The organism is Arthrobacter sp. WCS2018Hpa-7 (assembly GCF_031843805.1).
Classification (GTDB): Bacteria; Actinomycetota; Actinomycetes; order Actinomycetales; family Micrococcaceae; genus Arthrobacter.
Map to the genome: position 1 here is coordinate 282,541 of NZ_JAVTJB010000002.1, position 18,554 is coordinate 301,094.

Sequence of the window (18,554 nt, forward strand, 5' to 3'; positions counted from 1 at the left end):
CCGCTGCGGGTTGGACGGTTGGAACCATCTATGACGCAGCAAGCCGTCGAATCGGGGATGCAAAGCCCTACTTCAGCACGATCGTCCTGTTCCCATTCAGGATGATCCGCCCCTCGCAGTGCCAGCGAACGGCGTTGCTGAGGGCTTTGCATTCGGTGTCCCGGCCGGCGGCTACGAGATCGTCCGGCCCGAACGTGTGGTCCACTTCCACTACCTGCTGGGCGACGATGGGACCTTCATCCAACTCGCCATTCACGTAGTGGGCGGTGGCCCCCACAGTTTTCACACCACGTGCGTAAGCCTGGTGATAGGGCTTGGCACCCTTGAAGCTGGGCAGGAACGAGTGGTGGATGTTGATCGCGCGGCCATCAAGCTTGCGGGCCAGATCATCGCTGAGCACCTGCATGTACCGGGCCAGGACAATGAGTTCCACGTCCAGTTCGTCGATGATCTCCAGCAAGCGACCTTCGGCTGCGGGCTTGGTGGCCGCCGTGACGGGAACGTGGAAGAACGGGATCTCGTGCCACTCCGCCAACCCCTGGTGGTCGGTGTGGTTGGACACGACGCCCACCACGTCGATGGGCAGCTCGCCGATCCGTGCCCGGAACAAGAGGTCGTTCAGGCAGTGCCCAAACTTGGAAACCATGATCAGCACGCGGCGCTTGTAGCCCTGACGCTGCAGTTGCCAGTTCATGCCGTACTTCTCGCCAACCGGGGAGAACGCCTCCCGCAGCGCATCAACCGTGGATTCGTCACCGGACGACGCGAAATGGACCCGCATGAAGAAGTGGCCCTCGGCGCGGTCACCGAACTGTTTGTTGTCAATGATGTCGCAGCCGTGGTCCAGCAGGAAGCCGGACACAGCGTGCACGATGCCCGGACCTTCGGGGCAGTCAAGGGTGAGGACGTGTTCCACAGTGGTCTCCGGGGAGGCAACGGCGGCAGTTTCAGTTTGGATGGCAGTCATGGCTAGCACTCCACTACGTTGACGGCGAGGCCCCCACGGGAGGTCTCTTTGTACTTGGATTTCATATCTGCGCCTGTTTCGCGCATGGTTTTGATGGCTTTGTCCAGGGACACTTTGTGGCTGCCGTCGCCGTGCAGGGCAAGGCGGGCGGCGTTGATGGCCTTGACGCTGGCGATCGCGTTGCGTTCGATGCAGGGGATCTGCACCAGCCCGCCCACGGGATCGCAGGTGAGGCCCAGATTGTGTTCGATGCCCACTTCGGCGGCATTTTCCACTTGCTCCGGCGTTCCACCCAGGACTTCGCAGAGACCGGCGGCGGCCATGGAGCAGGCGGAGCCAACCTCGCCCTGGCAGCCCACCTCGGCACCGGAGATGGACGCGTTGATTTTGAACAGGATTCCGACGGCGGCCGCCGCCAGCAGGAACCGCACGACACCGTCGTCGTTGGCTCCCGGAACAAACCTGGTGTAGTAGTGCAGCACGGCCGGGACAATTCCGGCGGCGCCGTTGGTGGGCGCGGTGACAATCCTGCCGCCTGCGGCGTTTTCCTCGTTCACGGCCAGGGCGAACAGGTTGACCCATTCCATGGCGAGGAGGGGGTCCGCAGATTTGGCTCCGTTGAGGCCCGCATCAGTTTCGGAAAGCTTCTTGAACAACGACGGCGCCCGTCGCCTGACCTTCAGGCCTCCCGGCAGGATTCCCTCGGCAGAGCAGCCGTTGTCCACGCACTCCTGCATGACGGCCCAGATCCCCAGCAACCGTTCGCGCAGTTCTTCCTCGGAACGCCACACGAGTTCGTTGGCCAGCATGATGTCCGAGATGGACTTGCCCTCGCGGAGGCAGATGGCCAGGAGTTCGTCTGCGGTGGTGAAGGGGTAGGGCAGCACGGTGTCGTCAGCTACCACTTTGTCGGCTCCGGAGACGTCCCCGTCCACCACGAAGCCGCCGCCGATGGAGTAGTAGCTGCGTTCCCGGAGCACGGTGCCCGTATGGTCGAGCGCCCGGAAGGTCATCCCGTTGGGGTGGGCGGGCAACGACTTGCGGCGGTGCAGGACCACGTCCTCGTCCCAGTTGAAGTCCACCCGGTGGTTCCCGGCCAGGCGCAGTTCCGCGTCGAGTGCCGCGGCCGCCACCTGGTCATCGGCGGTGTGGGTATTAACGGTTTCGGGGGAGTGGCCTTGCAGCCCCAGCACCACAGCCTTGTCTGAGCCGTGGCCCCGGCCGGTGGCGCCCAGGGAGCCGAAAAGCTCTGCCTGGACGCGCACCGTAGCCGGAAGCTGGCCGGACGATTCAAGACCGTCCGTGAACTGCTTTGCCGCGCGCATCGGACCTACCGTGTGTGAAGACGAGGGCCCGATGCCAACAGAAAACAGATCAAGCACACTCAATGCCATTAGGGGACCTCTGGGGAGGCGTACTCCCGCATGGCATCGAGGAGCCAGCGTCCCAGGAAATCGGCAAACGAGGCCCGGGGAAAGATCCGGTAGGACTCGTCAGAGGTCTTCCACAGCATCACCGGGATGTGGGCGAGCTCAGTGGAGACAGCGGTCCCGGCCTTGAAGACCCGAGGGTGCAGGTCCAAGGCGCAGGTCTTCTCCAGCACTGCGCGGGCGTGGCTGCCAGAGAGCTCAAACGTGGTGCGGTTGGCGGACAGGTCCACCACCTGGCCCGCGTCGTTGCCCAATGCCGTGGTCAGATCGCTGACCAAGGAGCCTCCCAGCGAATCGTGGGCTTCTTCCGGGGCGACCACCATGAACTCCGTGGGGCCAAGCCACAGGGTGTTCACCGAATCCTTGCCCCAGACCGCGCCGCCCGTCACTTCACCGCAAGCGGCAGGCAAGCCGCCGGTCACGGACGCAACGCGGGCACCGGCGTCGGACGTTCGGTGAACCCGAAGACCAACCATGGCCTGGTACGGGATTTCGGTGAGCGTCACCGTGCCCGGCACGGAGCCGGAGGTGAAGGCGTCAGCCAGGTGCTCGGCCGGGCTGCGGCGGGCGCCCCGGACGCGGTCGACGTGTGCGGTTTCTGCTGGTGTTGCTGTTTCAGCCATCTTTGCGGGTCCCTTCAGCATCGAAAAGTACGGTTTCGCCAACAACCACGTCCACCAATTGGTCTCCCAGCGAGGCCACCAGGGTCTCGCCGATGCGGTTGCGGCCGTTTTGAATGAGAGCCAGGGCGAAGGAACGGCCCAACGCGGCGCTGTGATAGCTGGAGGTCACGAAGCCCTCCATGGGAACGGGGCCGTCAGCCGGGTTGACCGGGATGCCCTTTTCCACCAACTGCGTGCCTTCCGGCAACCTCAGCGAGTGGTCCACGGGAAGGACGCTCACCAGGTGCTTCCGGTCCTCGCGGCTGGCGTCCTGCCGAAGGTAGGAGCGCTTGCCGATGAAGTCCTTGGCCTTGGAGACAATCCAGTCCATGCCGGCGTCCTGCGGGGTGACCGTGCCATCGGTGTCCTGCCCAACGATCGGGTAGCCCTTCTCGGCGCGGAGAACGTGCATGGTCTCCGTGCCGTACGGGGTGATGTTGAACTCGGCACCGGCAGCGGCAACAGCTTCCCAGGTGTTGAGTCCGTACCAGGACGGGATGTTGATTTCGTAGGCCAGTTCACCGGAGAAGGAGATGCGGCAAACGCGGGCCTGGACTCCGGAGGCCAGGGTGGTCTCGCGGAACGTCATGAACGGGAAGGCTTCAGCATCCAGGCCACCGTTTTCGGCGAGCTGGGGAGCAACCTTGGCGATCACTGCGCGGGACTTCGGGCCAACCACGGCGATGGTGCTCCACTGTTCCGTCACGGACGTGCAGACCACATCGAGTTCCGGCCACTCCGTCTGGTGCCACTCTTCCAGCCAGTCCAGCACCTTGGCTGCGCCGCCGGTGGTGGTGGTCATGAAGTAGCGGTCATCGTCCAGGCGGAGGGTTACGCCGTCGTCGAAGATCATGCCGTCCAGGGTGCACATGACACCGTAGCGGGCGGATCCCGGGGCAAGCTTCTTGAACGCGTTGGTGTACACGCGGTTCAGGAATTCTCCGGCGTCCTTGCCACGGATCTCGATCTTGCCCAGGGTGGTGGCGTCCATGAAGCCCACGGAGTCGCGGACAGCTGCGCATTCACGCAGGACTGCCGTGTCCATGTCTTCCCCGGCCTGCGGGTAGTACCAAGGGCGCTTCCACTGTCCAACGTCTTCGAACAGTGCGCCCTGGGCAACGTGCCACGGGTGGATGGAGGTGACGCGGGCGGGGTCGAACAGTTCGCCACGCTGGCGGCCTGCCAAAGCTGCGAAGGCCACGGGCGTGAACGGTGCACGGTAAGCGGTGGTGCCAATCTCGCCGACGCCCGGGATGTTCTCAGCTCCGCCGAACTTCAGCGCCGCGGCGATGACGCCGATTGCGTTGACGCCGGACGTCTTGCCCTGATCGTTGGCCGTGCTGATGGAGGTGTACCGCTTGACGTGCTCCACGGACCGCATGCCTGCCCCGGTGGAGCGGAGGACATCGGCCACGGACTGGTCGCGCTGGAAGTCAACGAAGTGGTGGTGCCACTCGCCGGGCTCACCGGTTTGGCCGGGGACCAGCCAGAGCTGGCGGCTTGGAGCACTGGCCACAGGTGCCTGCAGTTCCACCGGGGTGGTGGCGGATTCGAAGCCAGCGGCGATGGATGCTGCCGCTCCCGCCGAGATGCCCTCTGCCAGGCAATCCTGGAGTTCAAAGCTGCCACGGCCTGCGCCTGCAAGCTGCTGGTCGCGGACGGGCTTGGTGGGAATGAACGCTGCGAGCTCGTCGTCCCAACGCAGCTTGCCCTGGCGCTGGCTGTGGAGGTGGACCACCGGGCTCCAGCCACCGGAAACTGCCAGAAGATCGGCAGCCAGCTGTTCGACGCCCGAGGTGAGTTCGCCGTCGTCGTCAATGCTGCGGACGGTGACGCCATTCAGGCGGCCATTCCCGTCCGCCGACGTGTCAGCCACGGCGCTGCCGATGAGGACCCGGATACCGGACTCGACGGCGGCAGCGGCCTTCGCGCTGATCTGCGGACGGGCATCGACGACGGCGGCAACCGCCACGCCTGCTGCCTGCAGGTCCGCGGCAAGAGCGTAAGCGGAATCGTTCGTGGTGGTGATGACCACGCGTGAACCGGCTGCCACGGCGTAACGGTTCAGGTAGGTGCGGGCAGCCGAAGCGAGCATGATGCCCGGGCGGTCGTTGTTCTCGAAGACCAGCGGACGCTCGTGGGCGCCGGGGGCCAGGACAACCTGCTTGGCCCGGATGTGCCAAATGCGCTGGCGGGAGACACCCGAGGCTGCCGGAACGCTCAAGTGGTCCGTGCGGTTCTGGGCTGCGATGAAGTAGTTGGAATCGTAGGAACCGAAAGCCGTGGTGCGGTTCAGCACCGTGCATTCGCCGGCGGAAACCAGTTCAGCTTCCACGTCAGCAACCCATTCCAGGGCCGGCTTGCCTTCGATCAGTTCGGCGAGTTCCGGGGCGGTGGAGCCGGAGAGCAGGGAGCCGCCAAGTTCGGGCTGGTCGTCGATGAGGATGACGCGGGCACCGGTGCGGACAGCTTCGCGGGCTGCTGCCAGGCCGGCGATGCCTCCACCAACCACCAGGACGTCGGTGTGCACGTACTTCTTGTCGTACTCGGCCTTGTCCTCGTTGGGATCCAGTTTGCCCAGGCCGGAGAGGAGTTCAATGTTCATGCCGTCCACCAAGGAAACTGCGGTGGCGGGAAGCATGGACTCGGCGACGTGCCCGCGGAAGCGGGGAGCGATCTTGACCAAGGCGTTGGACTCTTCCACCCCGGCGGCCATGATGCCGCGGGGGCGGTCCTCGTAGAGGGAGTTGCCGGCGTTGATGTGGCCGTTGGCCAACAGCGCCGAAGCGATGGTGTCACCCGGGTGGCCGGTGAATTCCTGGCCGTCCACGGTGAAGCGCCAAGAGATGCTGCGATCGATGCGTCCGCCGGTGGCGAGGCGTGCGTTCCTGCTGGTCACTTCTAGACTCCTTCCGAGGAGATGGGGGTGGTGGCCGTGGGGGCTGTGGCGCCGGGGGCGAGGCCGGGTTCGCCGGCCTGGCCGAAGTCCCCTGCCTGGCTGAACTCGCCTGGCTGGGTGGGTTCGCTGGTTGGGCTGGCGTTTGTCCCGGCGCTCGACTTGAGGTCCGGGCGGGGCTGGCCCATCCCGTAAATGGAGTGGATTTCGTAGCTCACGGTGTCGCGGAGCATGTTGAACCACTGGCGGCAGCCTGTGCTGTGAACCCAACGTTCGGCGAAGGTTCCCTTGGTGTTCTCGCGGTAGAACAGGTATTCAGCCCATTCGCGGTCCGTGAGGTCATTCGGGCTCTCGGGGTAGGCGATGTGTGCCTGGCCGCCGTAGTGGAATTCGGTTTCGTCGCGTGGCCCGCAGTTGGGGCATGAAATGAGGAGCATGTCTTTCCTGTCCTGGCTAGTGGGCTACGGCTGCGGCGCCGTGTTCGTCGATCAAGGCGCCGGTCTCGAAGCGTTCCAGCGCGAACGGCTTGTTCAGCTGGTGCGGTGCGCCCGTGGCAATGGTGTGCGCGAAGGTCAGACCTGCCGCAGGCGTGCCCTTGAAGCCGCCGGTTCCCCAGCCACAGTTGACGAACATGTTCTCCACCGGTGAGAGGCCAACAATCGGCGAGGCATCGAGTGTGGTGTCCACGATGCCGCCCCAGGTCCGGAGCACGTGGGCCCGGGCGAAAATCGGGAAGAGCTCCACGGCTGCTGCCATCTGTTCCTCGATCACGTGGAACGAGCCGCGCTGGCCGTAGCCGTTGTAGGAATCGACGCCGGCGCCCATCACCAGCTCGCCCTTGTGGGCCTGGGAAACGTAGACGTGCACGTGGTTGGACATGACCACCGTGGGGTGGACCGGCTCGTGCAGTTCGGATACCAGTGCCTGGAGCGGGTGGGACTGGATCGGCAGGCGGAAGCCGGCCATTTCTGCCAGGACCGAGCTGTGGCCGGCGGCGCAGAGGCCCACTTTTTCGGTGTTGATATCGCCGCGGGTGGTCTTGACCCCGGTGACCCGGTTTCCGTCCTTGATGAAGCCGGTGACTTCGCAGTTCTGGATGATGTCCACGCCGAGTTCATCGCACTTCCGGGCGAAGGCCCAGGCTACGTGGTCGTGCTTGGCGATGCCTGCGCGCGGCTGGTACGTGGCGCCCATGACGGGGTAGCGGATGTTGTCGTTGATATTCAGGATGGGGCAGAGTTCCTTGACCTGCTGCGGGTCCAGCCATTCAGCATCCACGCCGTTGAGCCTGTTGGCACCCACGCGGCGAACGCTTTCGCGGACATCGCCCAGGGTGTGGGCCAGGTTCATGACGCCGCGCTGGCTGAACAGGAAGTCGTACTCCAGCTCTTCCGGGAGGATTTCCCAGAGCTTGAGCGCGTGCTCGTAGATGGCGGCGCTCTCGTCCCAGAGGTAGTTGGAACGGATGATGGTGGTGTTGCGGGCCATGTTTCCACCGGCCAGCCAGCCCTTTTCCAGGATGGCGATGTTGGTCATGCCGTGGTTCTTGGCCAGGAAGTACGCGGTGGCCAGGCCGTGCCCGCCGCCGCCCACAATCACGGCGTCGTAGCTTTTCTTCGGGTCCGGGTTGCGCCAGAGGAAGTCCGGGTGTTCGGGGAGGTGGTCTGCACTCACTGGGCTGCTCCAATCAGTTCTGCTTCGGTTACGGCGCCATCGCCGTTGTTGTTCAGGTGGGGGTAAAGCGGGAACTTGTCCGCCAAGGCAGTTACGCGGCGGCGGAGTTCGACGGCGGTGGCGTCGTTCAGGGTGCCTGCTTCAGTTCCTGCTTCGGTGCCGTTGTTCGCTGCGGCGATCAACGCCGTCGCAATGATGTCCGAGACTTCGGTGAAGTCCTCAGCCTTGAAGCCGCGGGCGGCGAGTGCGGGTGTACCGATGCGCAGGCCCGACGAAACCATGGGCGGGCGGGGGTCGAACGGGACGGCGTTGCGGTTGACCGTGATGCCGATCTGGTGGAGCGTGTCCTCGGCCTGCTGGCCATTGAGGACGGAGTGGCGGAGGTCGGCGAGCACCAGGTGGACGTCGGTACCGCCGCTGACAACGGAGATGCCGGCTGCGGCTACGTCGTCCTGGAGGAGGCGCTGGGCCAGGATCTTGGAGCCTTCAAGGACGCGGACCTGGCGTTCCTGGAACTCCGGCTCGGCTGCCATCTTGAAAGCCACGGCCTTGGCGGCGATGACGTGCTCCAACGGACCACCCTGCTGGCCGGGGAAGACAGCGGAGTTAACCTTCTTGGCGATGTCGGCGTCGTTGGTCAGGATCACACCGCCGCGCGGACCGCCGAGGGTCTTGTGGGTGGTGCTGGCGACGATGTGGGCGTGCGGCACCGGGCTGGGGTGGAGCCCTGCAGCGACGAGACCCGCGAAGTGGGCCATGTCCACCATGAGGTAGGCGCCCACCAGGTCCGCAATGCGGCGGAACTCGGCGAAGTCCAGCTGGCGGGAGTAGGCAGACCAGCCGGCGACGATCAGTTGGGGCTTGCTCTCAAGAGCCAGTCGCTCCACTTCAGCCATGTCTACGGTGTGGGTGTCCTCGCGAACGCCGTAGGGAACAACCTTGTACAGCTTCCCGGAGAAGTTGATGCGCATGCCGTGGGTCAGGTGGCCACCATGGGCGAGGTTCAGTCCCATGATGGTGTCGCCCGGGGTGATCAGTGCGTGCATGGCCGAGGCGTTGGCCTGGGCTCCGGAGTGGGGCTGGACGTTGGCGAACTCTGCGCCAAACAAGGACTTCAGGCGGTCAATGGCCAACTGTTCGATCACATCAACGTGCTCGCAGCCGCCGTAGTAGCGCTTGCCCGGGTAGCCCTCGGCGTACTTGTTGGTCAGTACCGATCCCTGGGCCTCCATGACGGCCGTGGGAGCGAAGTTCTCAGAGGCGATCATTTCCAGCGTGGACTGCTGGCGGATGAGTTCCTGGGCGATCGCCTGATCGACCTCCGGGTCCGCCTGTGCAAGCGGGCGGATCAGCGGTTCAACCATGGTGTTCTCCTTCAAAGGCTTGTCTAGTGGCCGACTGTTAGGCAACTGATATATTAGAACTATTGCCATAGTATGTTGGAGATCACATAGTCGTCAACAGGTCAGCGGTAACTCATCCAGCAGACTGGGAATGCGACTAACGGGAGAGACTAATGAGCGCAGCACTCGAAGCACTGGAATCAGTTCCGCAGGGTACGTCCCTGGCGGAGAACGCCTACCTGCTGCTGCGCGACCGGCTCATCATGCTGGACATCAAGCCCGGCGACCCCATCAACGATGGCCAGATCGCCGCCGAACTGGGAATCGGGCGCACCCCCGTCCGCGAAGCCATCAAGCGCCTTGAAAGCGATCACCTCGTGGTGTCATACCCTCGGCGCGGCACCTTCGCCACCGGCGTGGACATCACCCAGCTCGCCGAAGTCTCCGAGATCCGCGAACTCCTGGAACCGCTCGCCTCCAGGAAAGCCGCCCGCATGGCCAGCCCCGCCATGCGCTCCGAACTCCGCGGCGTCGCGGCTGCCATCCGTGACCTCGAGGGCCAGGACAATTCTTCGCAGGAACTCATGCGCTACGACATCCAGGTGCACCGGCTCATCTACAAGGCCTCCGCCAACGCACACCTCGAAGACGTCCTGATCCGGTACGACAACCTCGCCACCCGCATCTGGTGCCACATGCTCGAGAAGATGCCCTCCGTGTCCGGCCATATCTCCGAACACGCCGACCTCCTCACAGCCATCGCCGACGGCGACGAAGACCGCGCCGCCGAGCTCGCCCTGCACCACGTCGTCAGCTTCGAAGAGACCATCCGCAAGGTCCTCTGACCCTCTCTCACATCACTCGTGCTTGAGCGCATCGCTCTCGCACATCCCGCGGGCTCGAGCCGTGCCGCCTTCCGGTGGCGGCGTCATCCTCTGCGCGCTCGCTCGTTCCTCGCTTAGACGCGCGCTGCCGGATCACCCCGCCCCCCTCCCGACCCTCTCTCACTTCGCTCGGGTTTGGGTGGGTCGCTCTTTCACATCCCTCGTGCTTGGCGCTGACCCTCGTCACGGCCCGCTGACATCTTCCGGATGCACCCCTCATCGGGCCCATTGGGCCGATCTGCTCCGACGCCGCGACTCCCGTCGCCTGGGCGGCGGGGCGTGCGCAGCCGCCAAAAACGGAAGGCTCGACGTCGATGCCAACTTGAGTGCCGACGTCGGCCTTCCTCGCCCTGATGAGCGAGCGATCGGGTGAAGGGCTAGGGATGTGAGAGAGCGTCGGGAGAAGAAAGGCGCGTTGAGTGCAACGCTGATGCGGTGAGTACAACGATCTTCTTCGGCTTTTGAATGCTTGGTCCGTTATTAGGGTTTCAAAAAAGTCTAGATCCACCCTTGACCGTGGCGTCGCTCACACATACTCTGGTGCAACAGCGTTGCGTTGAATGCAACCCCAATGATTTTGGTGGACACATGAGCAATGAATCCTCTGTGGCAGCCGAGCTAGGTGTTTCACCCGCCTCCGGCTCCAACCACACCCTCAGCCCCAACAACACAGTCAGCAAGGACACTCGACGGCGAGTGGTCACTGCCAGCTTCATCGGCAACTTTGTTGAGTGGTTCGATTACGCCGTTTACGGCTACCTGGCCGGCATCATCTCAACAGTTTTCTTCCCGGAGTCAGACCGGCAGACAGCCCTCCTGGCGACATTCGGTGTCTTTGCCATCAGCTTCTTCGTGCGGCCGCTTGGTGGCTTCATCTGGGGCCATATCGGTGATCGACTCGGCCGAAGGCAGGCGCTCTCCCTCTCCATCGTGTTGATGTCAGTGGCCACGTTCTGCATCGCACTGATACCGGGGTACGCCACCATCGGCGTGATGGCCCCCATCCTGCTCCTCCTGGTACGGGTGGTCCAAGGTTTCTCCGCAGCCGGCGAGTACGCAGGGGCGTCCGCCTTCCTTGTGGAGTACGCGCCGGCCAATCGCCGCGGACTGTATGCCGCCGTCGTGCCTGCCAGTACCGCAGCGGGACTACTGCTGGGATCCTTGCTGGCCGCCCTGCTGACTTCAGTACTAAGCGCGGAGCAGCTCAACGAGTGGGGTTGGCGATTGCCGTTCCTACTCGCAGCGCCCATGGGCCTGATCGGCCGGTACATCCGGACCAAACTGGAGGACACACCGGCGTTCCGTGAACTGGCCGAGAAGGATGACGGCGTCAAGGCTCCCGCGCTGGCGATGTTCAAGACGTACCGGAAGGAACTCGTTATCGCCACGGGAGCGGTGCTGCTCAACGCGGTGGGCTTCTACGTGATCCTCAGCTATATGCCCACGTACCTGTCCGAAGAGCTGGGCTTCGGTGCCACGGAATCGTTCCTGGCCACCACCATTGCCCTGGCAAGCTACATCGGCTTCATCTTCCTGACAGGCATGGCCTCGGACAAGTTTGGCCGCAAACGAATGCTCATCACCGCATCAGTTCTTTTCATCCTGCTCACGGTGCCGGCGTTCATGCTGCTGGACACCCGCAACTTCCTGGTGATCGTGCTGGTTCAGATTCTTCTGGGCGGCATGCTCACCCTCAACGACGGCACCCTGCCCAGTTTCCTGGCCGAACTCTTCCCCACGAAGGTCCGGTACACGGGCTTCGCCGTCAGCTTCAACCTCTCCAACGCCTTGTTCGGCGGCACCGCACCGTTCATGGCCACCCTCCTGATCGGCATGACCGCCAGCAAGCTGGCCCCCGGTTGGTACCTCGTGGCCGCCGCAATAGTTTCCCTCATCGCAGTCCTGTTCGCCACGGAGACTTCCAAGAAGCCTCTGCTGCAGGACTAGTACAACCCACCCATTGAAAGGAACCACCATGACCATCACCCAGAACGAGGCCGTCAACGATGTCGCCAAGCTCGAGCGCACCAAGGTCCTCAACAACGGCGAAAAGGTTTCGCTGACTTTCTCCGATGCAGAATTCGAGCGCCGCCTTGCCGGCCTCCGCAGCATCATGGCCGAGAAGGACCTCGACGCCGTCATCCTCACCAGCTACCACTCCATCAAGTACTACTCCGACTTCCTCTTCACCTATTTCGGCCGCTCTTACGGCATGGTGGTCACCAAGGATGACACGGTCACCATTACGGCAAACATCGACGCCGGTATGCCTTGGCGCCGGAGCTACGGCGACAACCTGGTGTACACGGACTGGCGGCGTGACAACTACATCCATGCCATCCAGGAAGTGCTGCGGACCCGCGGCATCAACCCGCGCCGCATCGGCGTCGAAGATGACTCGCTGCCGCTGGACAACCGCAACAAGATCCAGGCTGCATTCTCCGGAGCAACACTGGTGGATGTGGCGCAGGCTGCGATGCGCCAGCGCATGATCAAGTCGGACGAGGAAATCGCGGTCATCAAGCACGGGGCCCGTATCGGCGACCTCGGCGGCGAGGCCATCCGCAACGCGATCACGGCAGGCGTCACCGAGTACGAGGTTGCGTTGATCGGCACCGAGGCCATGGTCCACGAGATCGCCCGGACGTTCCCGGACTCGGAAATCCGCGACACGTGGGTCTGGTTCCAGTCCGGCATCAACACCGACGGCGCCCACAACTGGGCCACTACCCGCAAGATTCAGGAACACGACATCCTGTCCCTGAACTGCTTCCCGATGACCAGCGGCTACTACACGGCCTTGGAACGTACCTTGTTCTACGGCGAACCGGATGCCCGTTCCTTGGAACTGTGGAACATCAACGTGGAGGTCCACAAACGCGGCCTCGAACTCATCAAGCCCGGAGCCGTCTGCAAGGACATCGCCGCCGAGCTCAACGAGATCTACGTCAGCCACGGTCTGCTGGCCAACCGCACGTTTGGCTACGGCCACTCGTTCGGCGTGCTGAGCCACTATTACGGGCGCGAAGCGGGCCTGGAACTTCGCGAGGACATCGACACCGTTCTGGAGCCGGGCATGGTGGTCTCCATGGAACCGATGATCACGGTGCTGGATGGCCAGCCGGGTGCTGGCGGCTACCGCGAGCACGACATCCTGGTGATCGGCGATGACGGCGCCGAGAACATCACCAAGTTCCCGTTCGGCCCTGAGTACAACATCATCGGAGCCTAGTGACCCGGCCGGTGGACACAGCGTGGTGTCCACCGGCCGTTTGGCCTTCCCCAGCGAAACCCCCTGCCGCAGCGAAATATAGTGAACCCATGACTCCCTCGGAATCCAACGACGCTCCTGATAGCAGCAACACCAACGGCGATACCAAGAGCACCTCGGTCATCGTCAACGCCATCGCCGTGCTGCGAAGCTTCAGCGCGGACGAACCCCTTCTGGGAGTCACCGAAATTGCCGGGCGAATTGGCCTTCACAAGAGCACCGTCTCCCGCATCCTGGCGACGCTGGAACAGGAAAACCTTGTAGAGCGCGACGTCGATTCGCGCAGGTTCCGCTTGGGGCTGGGAATGATCGCCATGGCGGGCCCACTCCTGGCGGAACTCGAAGAGCGGCGCGTTGCCTACCCCGTGCTGCGCGAACTTACTGAGCGGACAGGGGAGACGAGCGCGCTCATGGTGTGGAACGGCAACGAGTCCATGTGTGTGGAGCAGATCCCCAGCCGGCACCAGGTCAAACACCTCGCACCGCTGGGTGCCCGGTACAACGAAGCCCTGAGCTCGTCGGTGCAAGTGTTCCTTGGGGCGGAGAACCAGGACCGGGTGCGTCAGCTGTTGCGCAGCGGCTCCATCACGCTCGCTGGTCTGGATGAGGATGCCATCGAGGCGTACTTGGCACGGGTGACAGAATCCGTGGAGCGTGGCTGGGCTGTGAACTTCGGTGAGACATCCATCGAGGAAGTGGGTGTGGCTTCTCCCGTGTACGACCATCGCGGCAACATGGTGGCCTCGGTCCTGATCCCGGCCCCAAAGTTCCGCGTTTCGCAGGACACGTTGGACAGCCTCGGTGAAGCCTGCGCCGCAGCCGCTGCGAAGGTGACCACCCGGCTGGGCGGGCGCGCCCCGCGCTGAGCCGGGTACCCGCCGTCGAGCGCTTAAAAACGCGCCGAGACTGCATTTAATGACAATCCGGAGCGCAAACATTGTCATTAAGTGGAATCTCGGCGAAAGAAAAAACGGCGACCGGCCCCTCTGAGGGGAGCGGTCGCCGTCGTTGTTTTACTCGACGTGCGGAAGGACCTACATCTTCCGTCGCGCTGTGGTTGTTTCGTCCATGGCATCCCTGCCCAGCCAGGCACCCAAGCCGATCATGGCAACGCCAAGGATCAGGTGCAGCCAGTTGTCAGCGGTGTTGAACGGGACAAAGTTGGCGCCTGTTTCCTGGTTGATGACCAGGCCGTAGATCCAAAGAACGATGTACACGGCGCCGCCGCCCAGGAGGAAAAGGCGGGCCATGCGTGCGTTCCTTGCCATGGCCAAGCCGGCCACGCCAAACAGCAGATGAACGATGTTGTGGAGTATGGACACTTGGAAGACTCCAAGCAGCATGGCGCCGGATTCATGTCCCGCAAAGGTCATGGCGCCGAAATTGGTGGTGATTCCCGGGATGAAGCCCAGGACACCAACCAGCAGAAATACAACGCCAACGCCCATGGCGGTGTTGCGAAGCGTCAACCCCATCATGTGGTGGTGTTCGGCGGGGTGCGAAGCGGTGGTCATCAGTCCTCCCTTTCACGCTGTTACCCGGCTCTTCTCATGGAGAGCCGACCTGCGGCAAGGGTTGTCGCAAAACCTTGCCGACGCCGCCATAATACTCCTGAAATGCCTCCGATAGCAGGGGATGGCCCCAGTTCAGCGGCGGCTAGCATGGATTCATGAGCCAGGTTCCCAACGGACGTGTTCACACGATTTTCCATGACACCCGCGATCTCACGCCTTTCCGGGAGGGCTACGTCCGCACTTCGGTCCGAGGCCTTGCCGACGGCGTCAATGACGTGCTGTCCGGCGTCCTCAGTGGCCGTGACCACGCGAGGTTGTCCTTGGTGGGCAATGTCCCGCGGCTGAAGATGCTGTCCTCCAAGACTGCCAAGGCGATGCACGAGGCCGTGTTCACCTCCGCGGAGCCGGATCGGCTCCTCGCTTTCGGCCGCATGAATCCGGGGTGGGCCGGCTTATGCCACGTGATGGCGGGCTTGCTCGCGTACAAGCACGGCGGCTTCCTGAGGGCTTCGGAACTGCTGCAGCGCGGCTTGACGACAAGGATCGACGACGACGCCAGCCAGTTCTCGGCAACGTACCTGGGGCAGGTGGTCACCAAAGTCGAGGTAGCGGAACGCATTGAGGTTCCGGTTCTGTTCAGCGAGGAATCCGTGTTCCTGGCGCTGGCCCATTGCCTCCGGGAGATGGGGATGACCGAGTCGGCGTTGGAAGCAGTGGTGGGCTTGCCGCCGTCGTTGCCTTCTGCCCTGGCGCGCTGCACGGCGGCGTATTCGCTGGAGCGGCACCGGGACGTGGTGCTGTGGACCGAAGGGTTGCTGAACACTGACGACCTTTCGGCTGCCCTTTTGCTGATCCGTGCGCGTTCCCAGCGGGCCAGGGGCGACGTCGAATCCGCGCAACTTGCGTTGAAGGAAGTCCTCCGGCGGCGGAAGACCAACCTCGCTTTGAAGAATGATGCGTTGACCGACAGGGCACTCGTGGCACTTGACCAAGGCCGCCGTACCTTGACTCCGCGGTCCAAGCGCCCTGCTCCGCCGGCTGAGCTGGAGACGCTGGAGGTCATCCGCAAGGACGCGGAAATGCGGCGTCTTTGGGAGAACGACTTCCGGCAGCTGGGCGGCGAATAAAAACCATTGCGCCTTCTCCGGGTTGAGCGTAGTCTCTTAATCAACCAAACGGTTGATCAATGAATTGGTTGATTGAGCTTTGGTTGATGACGAAGGGTTGAAGTGGCGATGGAACACGATGCTCCGGGGTCAGACACCCTGGACAGGGCATTCATGGCGTTGGCGGATCCGGTGCGGCGGGCCATGGTGGCCCGGCTGTCCCGGGGGGACGCCACTGTCAATGAGCTCGCGGAACCATTCGCCATTACCAAGCAGGCGGTGTCCAAGCACATTCAGGTCCTGGAGCACGCGGGTTTGGTGACTCGATCCCGGGACGCCCAGCGCAGGCCGGTCCATCTGGATGCAGCAGCCTTGGAGCGATTGACGGCCTGGATTGACAACTACCGGCTGATCGCCGAATCCCGCTTCAGGCAGTTGGACGAACTGCTCGGGGCAGGCACCTCGCACCGACAAGAAGAAAACACACCAGCACAGAAGAAAGAGGAACTGACATGAGCAATCCAACAACAATCACCGCTGACAACGGCGTCCCGTTCGTTGACACAGTCCGCGAATTTGATGCTCCCGTCAGCGCGGTCTTCAAAGCCCACGTTGACCCGGACCTCCTGGCCAAGTGGCTGGGCCCGCGCAGCACGGCAACAAAGATTACCGAATACAACGCCACCACTGGAGGCAGCTGGCGCTACGAAAGCGGCGACGACAACGGAATGTACGGCTTCCGCGGCGTCTTCCATACCGTTGAAGCCGATGCGCTCATCATCCAGACTGTGGAGTTCGAGGGCGCACCAAACCAGGTGGTCATCAGCACCACCACGTTCGAGGAAATCGACGGCAGGACCCGGATGGTTGCCCACGAGGTCTACCCCTCCGTGGAAGCCCGCGACATGGCGCTGGCAACAGGCATGGACTATGGCGTGATCGAAGGATATGAGCGTCTGGACGAACTGCTTGCTGCCTAAGCGCCCGCTGGCTGCAGCTGCAGCACCAGTGGGAGGAGCTGCTCCGACAACAGCACTGTCCCCAGTCCGATCATGATGATCCCGCTGGTCAGCGTCACAATCCGTGCGGCGCCGGGCCGGGAAGCCAGCAGCTTCCGGGACGTCAGCGCCACGCCGGTGTAGACCGCCCCGGCCAAGATCACGAAGGTCAGGCCCAGCAAACCTGACTGGACCGGAACGGGCAGTGCTGCCTCGGGGCTGACGAACTGCGGTACCAGCGCGATGAAGAAGAGCAGGCCCTTGGGGTTGATGCCGCTGGTGCCCATGCCCTGAAGGAATGTGCGGAGTTGGTTGCCGGACTGCACGACGCCGGCTTCCGCGCTGAAGCTCGCACCTCGCCATGAGCGGATGGTGGAGACGCCGAGCCATAACAAATAAGCCGCCCCGGCGATGGTCAGCCACCCCAGGAGTCCCGGAACTCCTGCCAGCAGCGCGGCCAGGCCTGCCGCCATCAGCAATGTGTGGATGACATACCCGCTGCACAGGCCGGCCACTGCGGGAATAAAGCTGCGTTGGCGGAGGCCTGCCGAGATCGAATATGCCCAATCGACGCCGGGGGTGCACGCCAAGCTGACGGCCACCAGCATGAAGGCGAGGAACAGCTGCGGATTCACGATCTCTCCAGAGGTAGTTGGTAGGAAAACTCTAGGAAAAATCCGCCCATAAGTGCTCCCATTTTTAGCCCTGAATCCCGTATCTTGGGTAAGATTCTTGCGTGATTGACGGAATCGATAGAAGTATTTTGCGCCACCTCAAAGAGGACGGCCGAATGACGGCCACAGCCCTTGCCTCAAAGGTGGGTTTGACCGTGGCTCCATGCCATCGGCGGCTGCGGGATCTGGAGTCGTCAGGGGTGATCCGCGGCTACCGTGCCGACATCGATCCTGCTGCCGTGGGGTTGGGGTTTGAGGCGATTGTCTTTGTCACCCTCAAGCAGGTGGAACGCACCATCATGGCGGAGTTCGAGGAGCGCGTAACAGCGAGCCCCAACATCGTGGAGGCGCAGCGGCTGTTCGGCTCTCCTGACTATCTGTTGAAAGTCATTGCCGCAGACTTGCCCGCCTACCAGCGCTTTTACGACGACGAACTCGCGGCGCTTCCTGCCGTGGAACGCCTGACATCAACCCTGGTGATGAAGAACCTGAAAACCAACATCGGCCCGCCCGTCTAATCCCGCCCTACTCCGCAAGCAGCCCCGTTGTCCGGTAGGGAATCACTTCGCGGAGGAACATGCTGGTGGACGTGCGCACGATTCCGGGGCACAGGCGAATTTCCTCGGACACACGGTAAAGATCGTCCGGGCTCTTGGCCACCACCCTGATGATGAGGTCGGTATCGCCGGCGGGTGCGTGGCACTCGAGGACTTCGGGGATGTCCCGGAGCGCGGCGATGGCTTCGTTCAAATGGCTTTGGTCCAGTTCGGCGCTGACCGCAGCAGCTACGCCGCGCCCCAAGGCCGACGGCAGGACGCGGCTGCTGTTCGGTCGCAGGGCCCCGGCGGCCGTCATCCGTTCTAGGCGGGACTGCACAGTGCCGCGCGCGAGATGCAGCTTCTGGGCCAACACCATGATGGGCACCCGGGGATCGTCATCGAGGGCGGCCAGGATTCGCCGGTCCGTCGCGTCGAGTTCCTGCAAAGTGACCACTTCCTGTCCAAGTTTTTCGAGCAGACTGGTCAGATCGACCATTCTTTTTAGTGTCCGTTGCACCAACTGTATGTCTCCTGCTCAAATGGTGACAACGAAGCAGGGCAAGGCTACCGCCGGACCCCGCAGGCACCAGGCATCC

At 63.2% G+C, this 18,554-nt stretch carries 18 protein-coding genes; 8 read left to right on the forward strand and 10 right to left on the reverse strand.

Features of this window, described 5'->3' with window-relative positions:
• Positions 1-67 precede the first annotated feature (67 nt).
• From purU to glyA, 7 genes are read right to left on the reverse strand one after another with little or no spacing between them, the layout of a single operon-like run.
• On the reverse strand, positions 68-967 hold the full coding sequence (gene purU, locus RQH14_RS03930) for a formyltetrahydrofolate deformylase (protein ID WP_311212032.1): 900 nt from the start codon (positions 965-967) through the stop codon (positions 68-70).
• Positions 968-969: 2 nt separating this feature from the next.
• Positions 970-2,361, reverse strand: a complete 1,392-nt coding sequence (locus RQH14_RS03935; protein ID WP_311212033.1) for an L-serine ammonia-lyase — start codon at positions 2,359-2,361, stop codon at positions 970-972.
• Positions 2,361-3,020 carry a sarcosine oxidase subunit gamma family protein gene (locus tag RQH14_RS03940; protein WP_311212034.1) on the reverse strand — a complete coding sequence of 220 codons (660 nt, stop codon included), beginning with the start codon at positions 3,018-3,020 and terminating at the stop codon, positions 2,361-2,363. Before RQH14_RS03940 ends, RQH14_RS03935 begins: the two co-directional genes overlap by 1 nt.
• The gene (locus tag RQH14_RS03945; RefSeq protein WP_311212035.1) at positions 3,013-5,958 is read right to left on the reverse strand and encodes a sarcosine oxidase subunit alpha family protein; all 2,946 of its coding nucleotides are present in this window, start codon (positions 5,956-5,958) and stop codon (positions 3,013-3,015) included. Before RQH14_RS03945 ends, RQH14_RS03940 begins: the two co-directional genes overlap by 8 nt.
• A 2-nt stretch (positions 5,959-5,960) precedes the next feature.
• Positions 5,961-6,392 (reverse strand): sarcosine oxidase subunit delta, encoded by a 432-nt coding sequence (locus tag RQH14_RS03950; RefSeq protein WP_311212036.1) that lies wholly within the window; start codon positions 6,390-6,392, stop codon positions 5,961-5,963.
• A gap of 16 nt (positions 6,393-6,408) precedes the next feature.
• Positions 6,409-7,629 carry a sarcosine oxidase subunit beta family protein gene (locus RQH14_RS03955; RefSeq protein WP_311212037.1) on the reverse strand — a complete coding sequence of 407 codons (1,221 nt, stop codon included), beginning with the start codon at positions 7,627-7,629 and terminating at the stop codon, positions 6,409-6,411.
• Positions 7,626-8,993, reverse strand: coding sequence for a serine hydroxymethyltransferase (glyA, locus tag RQH14_RS03960; protein WP_311212038.1), 1,368 nt, complete (start codon positions 8,991-8,993; stop codon positions 7,626-7,628). The genes RQH14_RS03955 and glyA overlap by 4 nt, the downstream gene beginning before the upstream one ends.
• Before the next feature lie 152 nt (positions 8,994-9,145).
• Between glyA and RQH14_RS03965 the strand changes: the two genes are divergently transcribed.
• From RQH14_RS03965 to RQH14_RS03980, 4 genes are all read left to right on the forward strand, one after another.
• Complete coding sequence (locus RQH14_RS03965) at positions 9,146-9,817, forward strand: GntR family transcriptional regulator (protein ID WP_089596525.1); 672 nt, start codon at positions 9,146-9,148, stop codon at positions 9,815-9,817.
• Between the two features lie 627 nt (positions 9,818-10,444).
• Positions 10,445-11,803 (forward strand): MFS transporter, encoded by a 1,359-nt coding sequence (locus RQH14_RS03970; protein ID WP_311212039.1) that lies wholly within the window; start codon positions 10,445-10,447, stop codon positions 11,801-11,803.
• 28 nt (positions 11,804-11,831) lie between these two features.
• Positions 11,832-13,088: an aminopeptidase P family protein gene (locus tag RQH14_RS03975; protein ID WP_311212040.1), complete on the forward strand. Its 1,257-nt coding sequence runs from the start codon at positions 11,832-11,834 to the stop codon at positions 13,086-13,088.
• A gap of 89 nt (positions 13,089-13,177) precedes the next feature.
• Positions 13,178-13,993: an IclR family transcriptional regulator gene (locus RQH14_RS03980; protein ID WP_311212041.1), complete on the forward strand. Its 816-nt coding sequence runs from the start codon at positions 13,178-13,180 to the stop codon at positions 13,991-13,993.
• A 168-nt stretch (positions 13,994-14,161) separates the two neighbouring features.
• Here RQH14_RS03980 and RQH14_RS03985 read toward each other — a convergent pair whose 3' ends face one another.
• On the reverse strand, positions 14,162-14,641 hold the full coding sequence (locus RQH14_RS03985; RefSeq protein ID WP_311212042.1) for a DUF4383 domain-containing protein: 480 nt from the start codon (positions 14,639-14,641) through the stop codon (positions 14,162-14,164).
• Between the two features lie 155 nt (positions 14,642-14,796).
• Between RQH14_RS03985 and RQH14_RS03990 the strand changes: the two genes are divergently transcribed.
• From RQH14_RS03990 to RQH14_RS04000, 3 genes are all read left to right on the forward strand, one after another.
• A complete protein-coding gene (locus RQH14_RS03990) occupies positions 14,797-15,768 on the forward strand; it encodes a hypothetical protein (RefSeq protein ID WP_311212043.1) in 972 nt (323 codons plus the stop codon).
• Positions 15,769-15,876: 108 nt separating this feature from the next.
• Complete coding sequence (locus RQH14_RS03995; protein WP_311212044.1) at positions 15,877-16,263, forward strand: metalloregulator ArsR/SmtB family transcription factor; 387 nt, start codon at positions 15,877-15,879, stop codon at positions 16,261-16,263.
• The gene (locus RQH14_RS04000) at positions 16,260-16,727 is read left to right on the forward strand and encodes an SRPBCC family protein (protein WP_311212045.1); all 468 of its coding nucleotides are present in this window, start codon (positions 16,260-16,262) and stop codon (positions 16,725-16,727) included. The genes RQH14_RS03995 and RQH14_RS04000 overlap by 4 nt, the downstream gene beginning before the upstream one ends.
• Here RQH14_RS04000 and RQH14_RS04005 read toward each other — a convergent pair.
• Complete coding sequence (locus tag RQH14_RS04005) at positions 16,724-17,380, reverse strand: LysE family translocator (RefSeq protein WP_311212046.1); 657 nt, start codon at positions 17,378-17,380, stop codon at positions 16,724-16,726. The two genes, RQH14_RS04000 and RQH14_RS04005, sit on opposite strands and share 4 nt — an antisense overlap.
• Positions 17,381-17,481: 101 nt before the next feature.
• Between RQH14_RS04005 and RQH14_RS04010 the strand changes: the two genes are divergently transcribed.
• Positions 17,482-17,937: an Lrp/AsnC family transcriptional regulator gene (locus RQH14_RS04010; RefSeq protein WP_214822090.1), complete on the forward strand. Its 456-nt coding sequence runs from the start codon at positions 17,482-17,484 to the stop codon at positions 17,935-17,937.
• A gap of 7 nt (positions 17,938-17,944) precedes the next feature.
• On the opposite strand, the gene RQH14_RS04015 is transcribed toward RQH14_RS04010, so the two are convergent.
• Positions 17,945-18,454, reverse strand: coding sequence for an Lrp/AsnC family transcriptional regulator (locus RQH14_RS04015; protein WP_311212047.1), 510 nt, complete (start codon positions 18,452-18,454; stop codon positions 17,945-17,947).
• Between the last annotated feature and the right edge of the window lie 100 nt (positions 18,455-18,554).

Coding starts and splice junctions, on each gene's coding strand:
- RQH14_RS03965 (WP_089596525.1), top strand. CDS start 9,146: ATGAGCGCAGCACTCGAAGCACTGGAATCAGTTCCGCAGGGTACGTCC.
- RQH14_RS03940 (WP_311212034.1), bottom strand. CDS start 3,020: ATGGCTGAAACAGCAACACCAGCAGAAACCGCACACGTCGACCGCGTC.
- RQH14_RS03995 (WP_311212044.1), top strand. CDS start 15,877: ATGGAACACGATGCTCCGGGGTCAGACACCCTGGACAGGGCATTCATG.
- RQH14_RS03990 (WP_311212043.1), top strand. CDS start 14,797: ATGAGCCAGGTTCCCAACGGACGTGTTCACACGATTTTCCATGACACC.
- RQH14_RS04015 (WP_311212047.1), bottom strand. CDS start 18,454: ATGGTCGATCTGACCAGTCTGCTCGAAAAACTTGGACAGGAAGTGGTC.
- RQH14_RS03980 (WP_311212041.1), top strand. CDS start 13,178: ATGACTCCCTCGGAATCCAACGACGCTCCTGATAGCAGCAACACCAAC.
- RQH14_RS03975 (WP_311212040.1), top strand. CDS start 11,832: ATGACCATCACCCAGAACGAGGCCGTCAACGATGTCGCCAAGCTCGAG.
- RQH14_RS03985 (WP_311212042.1), bottom strand. CDS start 14,641: ATGACCACCGCTTCGCACCCCGCCGAACACCACCACATGATGGGGTTG.
- RQH14_RS03935 (WP_311212033.1), bottom strand. CDS start 2,361: ATGGCATTGAGTGTGCTTGATCTGTTTTCTGTTGGCATCGGGCCCTCG.
- purU (WP_311212032.1), bottom strand. CDS start 967: ATGACTGCCATCCAAACTGAAACTGCCGCCGTTGCCTCCCCGGAGACC.
- RQH14_RS03970 (WP_311212039.1), top strand. CDS start 10,445: ATGAGCAATGAATCCTCTGTGGCAGCCGAGCTAGGTGTTTCACCCGCC.
- RQH14_RS04000 (WP_311212045.1), top strand. CDS start 16,260: ATGAGCAATCCAACAACAATCACCGCTGACAACGGCGTCCCGTTCGTT.
- glyA (WP_311212038.1), bottom strand. CDS start 8,993: ATGGTTGAACCGCTGATCCGCCCGCTTGCACAGGCGGACCCGGAGGTC.
- RQH14_RS03950 (WP_311212036.1), bottom strand. CDS start 6,392: ATGCTCCTCATTTCATGCCCCAACTGCGGGCCACGCGACGAAACCGAA.